The sequence below is a fragment of the Cellulomonas hominis genome, from assembly GCF_901521055.1.
Lineage (GTDB): Bacteria > Actinomycetota > Actinomycetes > Actinomycetales > Cellulomonadaceae > Cellulomonas > Cellulomonas endometrii.
Genome location: NZ_CABEGA010000019.1, coordinates 13,774 through 26,796, shown reverse-complemented (window position 1 = coordinate 26,796; position 13,023 = coordinate 13,774). Strand labels below are relative to the sequence as shown.

The following is a 13,023-nucleotide window of genomic DNA, read 5'->3' as shown; positions in this document are numbered from 1 at the left end:
GCAACACGATGTTTACGTCGCCCGGGGCGTCGTCACACCGCCGTAACGCGCCCCGCCACCCGCGGTAACGCCCGTTCAGGACTCTGGACCCCGATCCGGCCGCACGGCCGACGAGGGGAAAGGCGACCTGTATGGACGAGTTCGCGCTCGACACTGGAAATACCGCGTGGATGCTCACGTCCGCGTCCCTGGTGCTCCTGATGACGCCGGGCCTGGCGTTCTTCTACGGCGGCATGGTGCGCGGCAAGAGCGTGCTCAACATGATGATGATGAGCTTCGGCGCGATGGGCGTCGTCGGGCTCATCTGGGTGCTCTACGGCTACTCCGGTGTCTTCGGCACCGACGTCGCGGGCCTGTTCGGCAACCCGTTCGACTGGTTCGGGCTGGCGGGCATGACCGACGCCGACTCCCTGATGGCGGCCACGGGCGTCCCGGCGCTCGTCGCGGTGGGCTACCAGGCGACGTTCGCGATCATCACCGTCGCGCTGATCTCCGGCGCCATCGCGGACCGCACGAAGTTCGGCACCTGGATGGCGTTCGTCGCCGTGTGGGTGACGGTCGTCTACGTCCCGCTCGCGCACATGGTGTGGGGCGGCGGCGCGCTCGGCGCCGACGGCATCACCAGCTTCCTGTCCACCCCGATCGACTTCGCGGGCGGCACGGTCGTGCACATCAACGCCGGTGTCGCGGGCCTCGTGCTCGCCCTGGTGATCGGCAAGCGCAAGGGCTTCGGCCGCGAGCCGATGCGGCCGCACAACCTGCCGTTCGTGATGCTCGGCGCGGCGCTGCTGTGGTTCGGCTGGTTCGGCTTCAACGCCGGCTCCGAGTTCGGCGCCGACGGCGTCTCCGGCCGCGCCTGGCTGAACACCCTGGTCGCCACGGCCGTCGCGATGCTCGGCTGGCTGATCACGGAGAAGTTCCGCGACGGCCACGCCACGTCCCTCGGCGCGGCGTCCGGCGTCGTCGCGGGCCTCGTCGCCATCACCCCGGCCGCTGCCGCGGTGGACACCTACGGGGCCATCGCGATCGGCCTGGTCGCCGGCGTGCTGTGCGCCCTGGCGGTCGGCCTGAAGTACCGGTTCGGCTACGACGACTCGCTCGACGTCGTGGGCGTCCACCTGGTCGGCGGTCTGGTCGGCACCGTGCTGATCGGCCTGTTCGCCACGGACGAGAACTCGACCTGGTACCCGGACGGCGCCCTCAACGGCCTGTTCTACGGTGGCGGTCTGACGCAGCTCGGCACGCAGATCATCGTGGCGCTCGCCGCCGTGGTGTTCTCCGGCCTGGCGACCCTGGTCATCGCACTGATCCTCAAGGCCACCCTCGGCTGGCGGGTCAGCGACGAGGCCGAGGTCGGCGGCATCGACCTGGCCGTGCACGGTGAGACGGCATACGAGACGCTGGGCGGCGCCCGCGTGGTGACGGAGGTGAAGGCATGACGAAGCTCGTGACCGCGGTGATCCAGCCGCACCGGCTCGACGACGTGAAGTCGGCGCTCGAGGCCGCGGGTGTCCGCGGCCTGACGGTGAGCGAGGCCAGCGGCTACGGCCGCCAGCGCGGGCACACCGAGGTCTACCGGGGCGCGGAGTACACCGTCGACCTGGTCCCGAAGGTGAAGATCGACGTGCTCGTCTCCGACGAGGACGCGCCCGGCATCACCGAGGTGATCGTCAAGGCCGCGCAGACCGGCAAGATCGGCGACGGCAAGGTCTGGGTCGTGCCGGTCGAGGACGTCGCGCGCGTCCGCACCGGCGAGCACGGCCCCGAGGCCCTCTGACCCCGGGGTCCGACCGACGCATGGCTGCCCTTCCCGAGGTCCCGCACCCCCACGATCCCGTGGGGGTGCGGGACCTCCGGCGTGAGCGCCTGGAGCTCGCCGTCCGGCTCTCCGGCCCCGACGCCGACGGCCCCGCGCGGCGGCGCGCCATGTCCGACCTCGTGCTGCGCCGCCTGGTCGAGCTCTGGGAGCACGCCACCGACGGCCGCGAGACGCCGGGGATCGGCCTGGGCGCGGTCGGCAGCGTCGGCCGCGGGGACGCGAGCCCGGCGAGCGACCTGGACCTGCTGCTCGTGCACGACGGCCGCGGGCACTCCGCGGCGGAGCTCGCCGCGCTGGCCGACCGCCTCTGGTACCCGGTCTGGGACGCGGGGCTCGACCTGGACCACTCCGTGCGGTCGCTGGCCCAGTGCCGGCAGGTCGCCTCCAAGGACCTGCCCGCGGCGGTCGGGCTGCTCGACCTGCAGCCCGTGGCGGGCGACCCCGGCATCGTGCACCGGGCGCAGTCGGCGCTCCTCGCGGACTGGCGGTCCGCCGCCCGCCGCCGGCTGCCCGAGCTGCTGGCGTCGACCCGGCAGCGCGCGGAGCGGCACGGCGAGCTCGCGTACCTGATCGAGCCCGACCTGAAGGAGGCCCGCGGCGGCATCCGGGACGCCGTCGTCCTGTCCGCGCTCGCCGCGACCTGGCTGACCGACCGGCCGCACGGCGCGGTCGACCGCGCCCACACGCACCTGCTCGACGTGCGCGACGCCGTCCAGACGGTGACCCGCCGCCACACCAACCGGCTGCTGCTCGCCGACCAGGACGAGGTCGCCGCGCTGCTCGGCGTCGGCGACCGGGACGACCTGCTCGCGAGCCTCGCCGAGGCGGGCCGGGTCGTGTCCTACGCGCTCGACACCACGGCCCGCAACGCCCGGCAGGCGCTCGCCCGGCCCGCCCGCCGCCCGGTGCTGGTCCGCGGCCGGCGCACGCCGCCCCGGCTGCGCACCGTGGGGGAGGGCCTCGTCGAGCACGACGGCGAGCTGGTGCTCGCGGCCGACGCCGAGCCCGGCACCGACCCGCTGCTGTCCCTGCGCGCCGCCGCGACCGCCGCCCGCAGCGGGCTCGCGCTGTCGCCCATCACCATCGCCAGCCTGACCCGCACGCCGCCGCTGCCGGCGCCGTGGCCGAAGGCCGCCCGCACGCTGCTCGTGCAGCTCCTGGCGACCGGGCTCGCGCAGGTGCCGGTGTGGGAGGCGCTCGACCTGGCGGGCGTCGTCACCACCTGGATCCCCGAGTGGGCCGGCGTCCGGAACCGGCCGCAGCGCTCGCCGGTCCACCGGCACACCGTCGACCGGCACCTCGTCGAGGCCGCGGCGCGGGCGGCGGGCCTGCGGCGCGGGGTCGAGCGCCCGGACCTGCTGCTGGTCGCGGCGTTGCTGCACGACATCGGCAAGCGCGCCGGTGCGGGGGACCACTCCGTGGAGGGCGCGCGGCTCGTCGGGCCGATCGGGCAGCGGATGGGCTTCGGCGCCCAGGACGTCGCCGACCTGGTGCTGCTGGTGCGGCAGCACCTGACGCTCTCCGAGCTGGCCACCGGCAGCGACCCGGACGACCCCGCCACGGTGACGGCGCTGCTCGCGGCGGTCGACGGCCGGGCGGACCTCCTGGCGCTGCTGCGGGCGCTCACCGAGGCCGACGCGTCGTCCGCCGGGCCGACCGCCTGGACCGCGTGGCGCGCGCAGCTCGTGGACGACCTCGTGGCGCGGGCGACGGCCCGGCTGGCGGGTACGCTGGACCGTCCCTGACCGCCGAGAGAGCGTGAGGATCGCGCGGTGTTCGCCACCCTGTCCGACCGACTGACGTCGACCTTCAAGAACCTGCGCTCCAAGGGGCGGCTGTCCGAGGCGGACATCGACGCCACCGTGCGCGAGATCCGGCGTGCCCTGCTCGACGCGGACGTCGCCGTCCCCGTCGTGCGGCAGTTCACCGGGGCGGTGCGTGAGCGCGCCCTGTCCGTCGAGGTCTCGGGCGCGCTGAACCCGGCGCAGCAGGTCGTCAAGATCGTCAACGACGAGCTCGTGTCGATCCTCGGCGGCGAGACCCGTCCGCTGCACCTGGCCAAGAACCCGCCGAGCGTCATCCTGCTCGCGGGCCTCCAGGGCGCCGGCAAGACCACGCTCGCCGGCAAGCTCGCGCTGCACCTGAAGAACCAGGGCCACACGCCGATGCTGGTCGCCGCGGACCTGCAGCGGCCGAACGCCGTCACCCAGCTCCAGGTCGTCGGCGAGCGCGCGGGCGTCCCCGTGTTCGCGCCGCACCCCGGCAACCAGGGCAGCGAGCTGGACGTCGTCACGGGCGCCGACCCGGTCGCCGTCGCCCGCGAGGGCCTCGCGACCGCCCGGGCGCGCCAGCACGACGTGCTCATCGTCGACACCGCCGGCCGGCTCGGCGTCGACGCCGAGCTCATGCAGCAGGCCGCCGACATCCGCGACGCGGTCGACCCCGACGAGGTCCTGTTCGTCATCGACGCGATGATCGGCCAGGACGCCGTCGCCACCGCGACCGCGTTCCAGGAGGGCGTCGGGTTCACCGGCGTCGTCCTGTCCAAGCTCGACGGTGACGCCCGCGGTGGTGCCGCGCTGTCCGTCGCGTCGGTCACCGGCCGCCCGATCCTGTTCGCCTCCACCGGTGAGAAGCTCACCGACTTCGAGGTGTTCCACCCCGACCGGATGGCGTCGCGCATCCTCGACATGGGTGACGTGCTCACCCTGATCGAGCAGGCCGAGAAGGCGTTCGACGCCGACCAGGCCGAGGAGATGGCGGGCAAGCTCGCCAGTGGCAAGGGCTTCACCCTCGCGGACTTCCTGCAGCAGATGCAGCAGCTGAAGAACATGGGCTCGATGAAGAAGATGCTCGGCATGCTCCCCGGCATGGGGCAGATGCGCGAGGCCATCGAGAACTTCGACGAGCGCGAGGTCGACCGCGTCGAGGCGATCATCCGGTCGATGACCCCGGCCGAGCGGGACAACCCGAAGATCATCAACGGCTCCCGCCGGGCGCGCATCGCCGCGGGCTCCGGCGTGCAGGTGTCGGACGTCAACGGCCTGCTCGAGCGGTTCGCCGCCGCGCAGAAGATGATGCAGCAGATGGCCAAGGGCGGCGGCATGCCGGTGCCCGGCATGGGGAACCTGCCCGGCACGGGCAAGAAGGGCCGCGGCCGCGCCGCCGCGCCCGCCAAGAAGGCCAAGGGGAAGTCCGGCAACCCGGCCAAGCGCGCGCAGCAGGAGAAGGCCGCCGCCGACCGCGCCGCCGGCATCCTGCCCGCCGCGCCGGCCGCCAAGGGCTCGGCCTTCGGGCTGGGCGGGGCGGCCCCGCAGCAGCAGCAGCCGGACGCCTTCGACCCCGCCGACCTCCAGGACCTGCAGAAGTTCCTCGGGCGCTGAGGCCGCGGTGGCGGACGCCCTGCACCTCACCGGCCCGGTCGTCCTCGACGACGACCGGGTGGCCGGCGAGGCGTGGGTCGTCGGCGGGCGGCTGACGTTCGACCGGCCGTCGTCCGGCGACGTCACGACCCTCGACGGGTGGGTGCTCCCGGGCCTGGTGGACGTGCACTGCCACATCGGGCTCGCCGCGGAGGGCGCCGTCGACCGGGCCACCGCGGAGGCGCAGGCCGTCGCCGACCGGGACTCCGGCGTGCTGCTGGTGCGCGACGCCGGGTCGCCCGCGGACACCGGCTGGGTGCACGACCGGCCGGACCTGCCGCGCCTGATCCGGGCCGGCCGGCACCTCGCGCGGCCGAAGCGCTACCTGCGGCACTACGGGCGGGAGCTGGCCTCCACCGCGGAGCTCCCCGACGCTGTCCGCGAGGAGGCCGCGCGCGGCGACGGCTGGGTCAAGCTCGTCGCCGACTGGATCGACCGGGACCTCGGCGCCGACGGGGACCTGCGGCCGCTGTGGCCGGACGACGTCCTCGCGGCGGCGGTCTCCGCCGCGCACGGCGCCGGGGCGCGCGTCACCGCGCACACGTTCGCGGGGGAGGCGCTCGACGGCCTGCTCGACGCCGGCGTCGACTGCCTGGAGCACGCCACGGGCGCCGAGGACCGGCACGTCGACCGGATCGCCGCGGCCGGCATCCCCGTCACCGCGACGCTCCTGCAGGTCGCGCAGTTCGGCGCCATCGCGGATCGCGCCCAGCGGTACCCCGTCTACGCCGCGCGGATGCGCCGCATGCACCACCGCCGGTACGCGCACGTCCGGGACCTGCACGACGCGGGCGTGCCGGTGCTGGTCGGCACCGACGCGGGCGGCACCATCGCGCACGGGCGGATCGCCGACGAGGCGGCCGAGCTGGTCGCGGCCGGGCTGCCGGCGCGCGCGGTCGTGGCGGCAGCTTCGTGGCGCACGCGCGCCTGGCTCGGCGTGCCCGGGCTGGACGAGGGGGAGAGCGCCGACCTCGTCGTGTACGACGCCGACCCGCGCGCGGACGTGCGGGTGCTGGCGGCGCCGCGGGCCGTGGTCCTGCGCGGCGTGCGGGTGGCCTAGGCGGCGGCGCGCGGTGCGTGTCAGTGCTGCGGTCTACGGTGGGGACATGGCATCTGACCTGCATGAACGTACCGAGGGGCTGCCCGACGGCGCGCTCCCGGGTGCGTCGGCGGCAGTGCTGGGCGAGCCCGACTGGTCCACGATCCCGTCCGCGCTGGCGGGTGCCTGGTCCGAGCGGCTTGCCGCGCTGCCGCAGGGATCTCCCGAGTGGCACCTCGCGGCCGGCCGCCGCGAGGTCGAGCTGCTGGCCACCGCCGTGCCGGGTCCCGCGCTGGCGGCGTGGCTCGACGCCGTCGATCCCGAGACCCTGTCCGACGCCGGCGTCGTGGAGGCCACGGCGGCAGCGGCACGCGTCGAGGCGGCCGCGCACGCCCGCACCGCGTCCTGGGCCGCGGCGGTCGCGAGCCTGCCGGGCATGGACCCGAGCTGGAGCGGGTTGGCCGGCCCGCCGCCGTTGCAGCGGTCGGTCGCGGGGGACGAGCTCGCGTTCCGGCTGGGGACGTCCCGCATCGCGGCCAACGGGCTCGTCCGGCAGGGCGTCGCGCTCTCCACCCACATGCTCGCCACGGGCGAGGCGCTCGAGCACGGCGACATCGACGCCGCGAAGACGCGGGTTCTCGTCGACCGGCTCTGGGACCAGCCGCACCAGCTCGCGAACGAGGTCGAGCACCGGGTGCTGCCCACCGCGGCCCGCCGGACGGTCACGGAGCTCCGCCGGGACGTCGAGCAGGCCCTCCTGGAGGCGGACCCCGACGGTGCGCCCGGTCGGGTGGACCGGGCCCGTACCGGTCGCCGGGTCGGTCACCCCCGGGTGCTGCCCGACGGCATGGCGTCGATGTCCGTGGTCCTGCCCGCTCAGGACGCAGCTCGGGTCGACGGGGTGCTGGACCACACCGCCCGCGCCGCACGGGCCTGCGGAGACGCCCGCACGCTCGACCAGCTCCGCGCCGACGGGCTGCGGGACCTCGTCGTCGGGTCCGACGCGGCGCCCGGTGACGGGCCGGCCTGGCAGGTCGACAGGCTGGGCCTCGGCGGCGGCCGCGCGGCGGACCTGTTCCGTCCGGTGCAGGCGGAGCCGGCCGCCGTGCCCGCGGCGCTGGCGGACACGCCCCCGCCCGGCCTGCGCGCCGGCGCCGAGGTCCGGGTCACCGTGGCCGCCTCGACCCTGCTCGGGCTCGACGACCGGCCGGCGGACCTCGACGGCTACGGCCCGGTCGACGCCGTGACCGCCCGTGCGCTCGCCGCGGGCGGGGTCTGGCGGCGGGTCGTGACGGACCCGCTGTCCGGCACCGTCCTCGACGTCGGGCGCAGCCGCTACCGGCCGACCGCCGCGCTCGCCGAGCACGTGCGGGTCCGCGACCGACGCTGCGCTGCTCCGGGCTGCGTCGTGCCCGCCGCCCGCGCGGACCTCGACCACACCCGGCCGTTCCACGCACCACCAGGGGCACCGGCTCCGGCAGGACCGCCCGCTCCACCAGGACCACGCGGTGCGCGGACCGCCCGCGAACCGCTCGGCGCGACGGCCGACCACAACCTCGGGCCGCTGTGCCGACGGCACCACCGCCTCAAGACCGACGGCGGCTACGTGCTGCGCCAGCTCCGGCCAGGCGTGTTCGAGTGGACCACCCCGACCGGGCACCGCTACCTCGTCCGGCCCGAGACGGGGGAGGTGCTCCACCTGGGCACGGCGTCGTCGGGGGAGTCACCGCCGTTCTGAGGCGGTCGCGTGCGGGCCTGCGCGTCTGGCACAATGGCCTGCTGTACTCGGCGCGCGCGGCCCCTCTACCCGCACGCGATCGTGTCCTTCAGGTCGGACCGGGCCGCATGCCCCACGTGCAGCCCGCGACGACCGCCCCGTAGACACCCCAGGAGAGACCACACTGTGGCCACCAAGATCCGCCTGAAGCGCCTCGGCAAGATCCGGGCGCCGTACTACCGCGTCGTCGTCGCGGACTCCCGCACCAAGCGTGACGGCCGCGTCATCGAGGAGATCGGCAAGTACCACCCCACCGAGGAGCCCTCGCTCATCGAGATCTCCTCCGAGCGTGCGCAGTACTGGCTCGGCGTCGGCGCGCAGCCGTCCGAGCAGGTCCTCGCGCTGCTCAAGGTGACCGGCGACTGGCAGAAGTTCAAGGGCCTGCCGGGCGCCGAGGGCACCCTGCGGACGAAGGCCGCCCCGGCCGACGTCAAGGCCGCGGTCGACGCCGTCGCCGCGGACGCCGAGAAGGCCAAGGCCAAGGCGTCCGAGAAGAAGGCCGCCGCCGCCGAGGCCCCCGCCGCTGACGCGTCGGCCGAGGACGAGCAGGCCTGATGCTCGCCGACGCGCTGGAGCACCTGGTCCGGGGCATCGTCGACCACCCGGACGACGTGCAGGTCGACGCCCGCACGCTCCGCCGCGGTGACCTGCTCGAGGTCCGGGTCCACCCCGACGACCTCGGCCGGGTCATCGGCCGCGGCGGCCGGACGGCCCGCGCGCTGCGCACCGTCGTCGGTGCGCTGTCGAGCCAGGGTCCGGTCCGCGTGGACGTGGTGGACGTCGCCCGGCGGTGAGCCGCGCACCCGCGCCGTCCTCGACGGCGCGGTGAGACACCGGAGCAGGCCCGGTCCCCCCGCGGGACCGGGCCTGTCCCGTGCCCGGGGCCGCCCGGGTCGCCGTCCCCCTACGCTGGTCCGGATCCACCGGACGCCCTGAGAGGAACCCCATGCTGCTGACGGTCGCCCGGATCGGGCGCGCCCACGGGCTGCGCGGCGAGGTCGCGCTGGACCTGCGCACCGACGACCCCGAGGAGCGGCTGGCCGTCGGCGCCGTCCTGCCGACCGAGCCGGCCGACCGCGGCCCGCTGACCGTCGAGCGCACGCGGGTGGCGCAGGGCCGCTGGTACGTCACGTTCGCCGAGGCGCACGACCGCACCGCGGCGGAGGCGCTGCGCGGCACCGAGCTGGTGGTGGAGGTCGCCGAGGGGGACGTGGCAGACGCCGCGGCGGACGACGAGGAGGACGCCTGGTACCCGCACGAGCTCGCCGGGCTGCGCGCCGAGCACGTCGACGGGCGCGTCCTCGGCGAGGTCGTCGGCCTCGAGCACCACCCCGCGCACGACGTCCTCGTCCTGCGCGAGCCGGACGGCAGCAGGACGCTCGTCCCGTTCGTCCGGGCGATCGTCCCCGTCGTGGACGTGCCGGGCGGCCGGGTCGTCCTCGACCCGCCGGGCGGCCTGCTCGCCTCGGACGCGGCCAACCTCGTGGTCAGCGAGGAGACGACGGGCCCGGGGGACGACGACTGACGTGCGCATCGACATCGTCTCGATCTTCCCGGACTACCTGACGCCGCTCGACCTGTCGCTCGTCGGCAAGGCGCGCCGGTCCGGGCTCGTCGACCTGCGGGTGCACGACCTGCGCGACTGGGCGACCGACCGGCACCGCACGGTCGACGACACCCCGTTCGGCGGGGGCGCGGGCATGGTCATGCGCCCGGACGTCTGGGGCACGGCGCTGGACGACCTGGTGGTCGAGGGCACGCACCTGCTGCTGCCGACCCCGTCGGGTGCGCCGCTCACGCAGCGGCACGCAGAGCGCTGGGCGTCCGACGAGCACCTGGTCGTCGCGTGCGGCCGGTACGAGGGCATCGACGCCCGCGTCGCGGAGCACTACGCCACCCGGCCGGGGGTCCGGGTCGACGAGTACTCGATCGGCGACTACGTGCTCAACGGCGGCGAGGCGGCCGCGATGGTGCTGGTCGAGGCGGTCGTCCGCCTGCTGCCCGGCGTCGTGGGCAACCCCGCGTCGCTGGTCGAGGAGTCGCACGGCAGCGCCGGCCTCCTGGAGTACCCGGTGTACACGAAGCCGCCGGCCTGGCGCGACATCGAGGTGCCCGAGGTGCTGCTGTCCGGTCACCACGGCCGGGTCGAGCGCTGGCGCCGGGACCAGGCGCTGGCCCGCACGGCGGCCCGGCGCCCGGACCTGCTGACCGTCCTGGACCCCGCCGGCCTCGACGCGGCGGACCGGGCCGTGCTGGCCGAGCTCGGCTGGACGGTCGGCGAGGGTGGCGTGGCACCGGCGGACGGCTGACCTGCGAGCGACGTCACGCAGACGCGTTTCGACCGCGCGCTGCCAGCTGTGGCAGACTGGTCGGTCGGTGCGCGACAGTCGCGTCTCTGCCACAGGGGAGACGACCCACGACCCGCCGAGCGATCGGCCGCACACCTCACTCACTGCCATCCCGGCGCCCCTGGGTGCCGACGACGACGCGCGTGACCTGTGGCACGGCGAGAAAGCGACACACGATGTCCCAGATCCTCGACCAGATCGATGCGGCCTCCCTCCGCACCGACATCCCGGACTTCCGCGCCGGTGACACGCTGAAGGTCAACGTCAAGGTCGTCGAGGGCAACCGCTCCCGCGTCCAGGTCTTCCAGGGCGTCGTCATCGCGCGCCAGGGCGACGGCGTGCGCGAGACCTTCACCGTCCGCAAGGTCTCCTTCGGTGTCGGCGTCGAGCGCACGTTCCCCGTGCACTCCCCGACGCTGGAGTCGATCGAGGTCGTCACGCGCGGTGACGTGCGTCGCGCGAAGCTGTACTACCTGCGCAACCTCCGTGGCAAGAAGGCCAAGATCAAGGAGAAGCGCGACGCGGTCCCGGCCAAGAAGGCCTGAGACCTCGCACGACGCCGACGGGCGGCCACCGGAGCGCCGGGTGGCCGCCCGTCCGGCGTCCGGGGGGCCGCGCCCCGGCGCGGCGCGGGATGTGGGCAGGTGGTCGACGACGTGGGAGAGTGAACCGGTGACGGACCAGGACGCTGCCCCCGCCAGCCAGGAGGCCCGCTCCGGCGCGGCACCACGCGCCCCGCGCCGACGGGGACCGGTCGCGTCGTTCGTCCGCGAGACGGCGATCATCCTCATCAGCGCGATCGTCCTGTCCTGGGTGGTCAAGACGTTCCTCGCGCAGGCGTTCTTCATCCCCAGCGCCTCCATGCACGACACGCTGCTCGAGGGCGACCGCGTGCTCGTCAGCAAGCTCGCGCCGGGCCCGTTCGACCTGCACCGCGGTGACATCGTCGTCTTCGCCGACCCGGGTGGCTGGCTGGACCAGCAGGCGGTGCCCGAGACGAACGCGTTCCAGGACGCCCTGATCGCCATCGGCCTCATGCCGCAGCAGTCCGAGGACCACCTCATCAAGCGGGTCATCGGCCTGCCGGGCGACCGCGTGGCGTCCGCGGGCGACGGATCGCCGCTGACGGTCAACGGCGCCGCGGTCGACGAGTCGGAGTACCTGGCCCCCGGCGCGAGCCCCAGCGAGATCGCCTTCGACGTGATCGTGCCCTCCGGCTCGCTCTGGGTGATGGGCGACAACCGCCAGCACTCCGCCGACTCGCGGTGGCACCTCGGCGACCCGGGCGGCGGCGCCGTGCCGGTGGACGACGTGGTCGGCACCGCCTTCGTCACCCTGTGGCCGGTCGACCGGCTCGGGCTCCTGCGCAACCCGGGCGACGTCTTCGACGAGGTCCCGGACCCGTCATGACCCTGCTCGACGACGCCCCGCAGAGCGCACCGGTCGGACCGGTGCGGGCCCCCGCGCGACCGTCCGCGCCCCGGCCCGTCCCGCACCTGCGGCACGAGCGCGGCCTGCTCCGCGACGGCGCCCTCCTGGTCGCGGGCATGGACGAGGTCGGCCGCGGGTCCCTGGCCGGACCGGTCAGCGTGGGCGTGGTCGTCATCGACGCGCGCACCCGCAGCTGCCCCCGCGGCGTGGCGGACTCCAAGCTGCTGACGCCCGCCGCGCGCGCCGCGCTCGTGCCCGCGCTGAGCCGGTGGGGCGTCGCCCGCGCGGTCGGGCACGCCTCGGCCGAGGAGATCGACGCGGTCGGGATCATCGCCGCGCTCCGGCTCGCCGGCCGGCGCGCCCTGGCCGCCGCCGCGGAGGTCGCCGGGCCGGTCGACGCCGTGGTGCTCGACGGCTCGCACGACTGGCTGTCGCAGCCCGCGCAGGGCGAGCTGTTCGAGGCGGAGCCGGACCCCGCGCTCGCGCTCGCCGGCGAGCCCCGCGTGCACCTGCGGGTCAAGGCCGACCGCAGCTGCGCCACCGTGGCCGCGGCGAGCGTCCTTGCGAAGTGCGAGCGCGACGGCCTCATGGTCGACCTCGCGGCGCAGCACCCGGAGTACCGCTGGGACTCCAACAAGGGCTACGCCTCCGACGAGCACGTGGCGGCCCTGCGCACCCTCGGCCCCAGCCCGTGGCACCGCCGGTCCTGGCGGCTCCCGCTCGGGGCGGAGCCCGCGGTCGGCGCCGAGGCGTGACGCCGCCCCCGCATGGGGGATGATGGTCGGGTGAGCGCGGAAGACCTGGAGAACTACGAGACCGAGATGGAGCTCGCGCTCTATCGCGAGTACCGCGACGCGGTGGGCCTGTTCTCGTACGTCGTGGAGACCGAGCGCCGGTTCTACCTGGCCAACCACGTCGACCTGCAGGTGCGCTCGGCGGCCGGCGAGGTCTACTTCGAGCTGACGCTCGCCGACGCGTGGGTGTGGGACGTCTACCGCTCCGCCCGCTTCGTGAAGTCGGTGCGCGTCGTGACGTTCAAGGACGTCAACGTCGAGGAGCTGGTCAAGGCGGACCTGGACCTCGGCAGCGGGAGCGGCTTCGCCCGCTGAGCGGGCACCGAGCCGTCCACAACGGGCGGCGGCGCGCGTCGTCCCCAGGATCGGCCCCAGCCGGTCGAGCCGCGTGAC

At 75.2% G+C, this 13,023-nt stretch carries 14 protein-coding genes; all 14 read left to right on the top strand.

The window, feature by feature from the left end; genetic code table 11:
• The first annotated feature begins 131 nt into the window (after positions 1–131).
• Entirely contained in the window at positions 132–1,439 is a 1,308-nt protein-coding gene (locus KJP73_RS05410; protein ID WP_213281775.1) for an ammonium transporter, read from the top strand.
• Positions 1,436–1,777 carry a P-II family nitrogen regulator gene (locus tag KJP73_RS05405; RefSeq protein ID WP_213281774.1) on the top strand — a complete coding sequence of 114 codons (342 nt, stop codon included), beginning with the start codon at positions 1,436–1,438 and terminating at the stop codon, positions 1,775–1,777. Before KJP73_RS05410 ends, KJP73_RS05405 begins: the two co-directional genes overlap by 4 nt.
• 20 nt (positions 1,778–1,797) lie before the next feature.
• Positions 1,798–3,564 carry a [protein-PII] uridylyltransferase gene (locus KJP73_RS05400; protein ID WP_213281773.1) on the top strand — a complete coding sequence of 589 codons (1,767 nt, stop codon included), beginning with the start codon at positions 1,798–1,800 and terminating at the stop codon, positions 3,562–3,564.
• Between the two features lie 27 nt (positions 3,565–3,591).
• Positions 3,592–5,202 carry a signal recognition particle protein gene (gene ffh / locus KJP73_RS05395; RefSeq protein ID WP_213281772.1) on the top strand — a complete coding sequence of 537 codons (1,611 nt, stop codon included), beginning with the start codon at positions 3,592–3,594 and terminating at the stop codon, positions 5,200–5,202.
• Between the two features lie 7 nt (positions 5,203–5,209).
• Positions 5,210–6,301 (top strand): amidohydrolase family protein, encoded by a 1,092-nt coding sequence (locus KJP73_RS05390; RefSeq protein ID WP_213281771.1) that lies wholly within the window; start codon positions 5,210–5,212, stop codon positions 6,299–6,301.
• Positions 6,302–6,347: 46 nt separating this feature from the next.
• Entirely contained in the window at positions 6,348–8,018 is a 1,671-nt protein-coding gene (locus tag KJP73_RS05385) for a DUF222 domain-containing protein (RefSeq protein ID WP_213281770.1), read from the top strand.
• 165 nt (positions 8,019–8,183) lie between these two features.
• Complete coding sequence (gene rpsP, locus KJP73_RS05380; RefSeq protein ID WP_213281769.1) at positions 8,184–8,612, top strand: 30S ribosomal protein S16; 429 nt, start codon at positions 8,184–8,186, stop codon at positions 8,610–8,612.
• Positions 8,612–8,851 carry an RNA-binding protein gene (locus KJP73_RS05375; protein ID WP_213281768.1) on the top strand — a complete coding sequence of 80 codons (240 nt, stop codon included), beginning with the start codon at positions 8,612–8,614 and terminating at the stop codon, positions 8,849–8,851. The genes rpsP and KJP73_RS05375 overlap by 1 nt, the downstream gene beginning before the upstream one ends.
• 152 nt (positions 8,852–9,003) lie before the next feature.
• Positions 9,004–9,582: a ribosome maturation factor RimM gene (gene rimM, locus KJP73_RS05370; protein WP_213281767.1), complete on the top strand. Its 579-nt coding sequence runs from the start codon at positions 9,004–9,006 to the stop codon at positions 9,580–9,582.
• Position 9,583: 1 nt separating this feature from the next.
• Positions 9,584–10,366: a tRNA (guanosine(37)-N1)-methyltransferase TrmD gene (gene trmD, locus KJP73_RS05365; RefSeq protein ID WP_213281766.1), complete on the top strand. Its 783-nt coding sequence runs from the start codon at positions 9,584–9,586 to the stop codon at positions 10,364–10,366.
• Positions 10,367–10,581: 215 nt separating this feature from the next.
• Positions 10,582–10,950, top strand: a complete 369-nt coding sequence (gene rplS / locus KJP73_RS05360) for a 50S ribosomal protein L19 (RefSeq protein ID WP_213281765.1) — start codon at positions 10,582–10,584, stop codon at positions 10,948–10,950.
• Between the two features lie 127 nt (positions 10,951–11,077).
• A complete protein-coding gene (lepB, locus tag KJP73_RS05355) occupies positions 11,078–11,815 on the top strand; it encodes a signal peptidase I (RefSeq protein ID WP_249669121.1) in 738 nt (245 codons plus the stop codon).
• Positions 11,812–12,591: a ribonuclease HII gene (locus KJP73_RS05350; RefSeq protein WP_213281763.1), complete on the top strand. Its 780-nt coding sequence runs from the start codon at positions 11,812–11,814 to the stop codon at positions 12,589–12,591. Before lepB ends, KJP73_RS05350 begins: the two co-directional genes overlap by 4 nt.
• A gap of 30 nt (positions 12,592–12,621) precedes the next feature.
• Positions 12,622–12,945 (top strand): DUF2469 domain-containing protein, encoded by a 324-nt coding sequence (locus tag KJP73_RS05345; protein WP_213281762.1) that lies wholly within the window; start codon positions 12,622–12,624, stop codon positions 12,943–12,945.
• Positions 12,946–13,023: the final 78 nt, after the last annotated feature.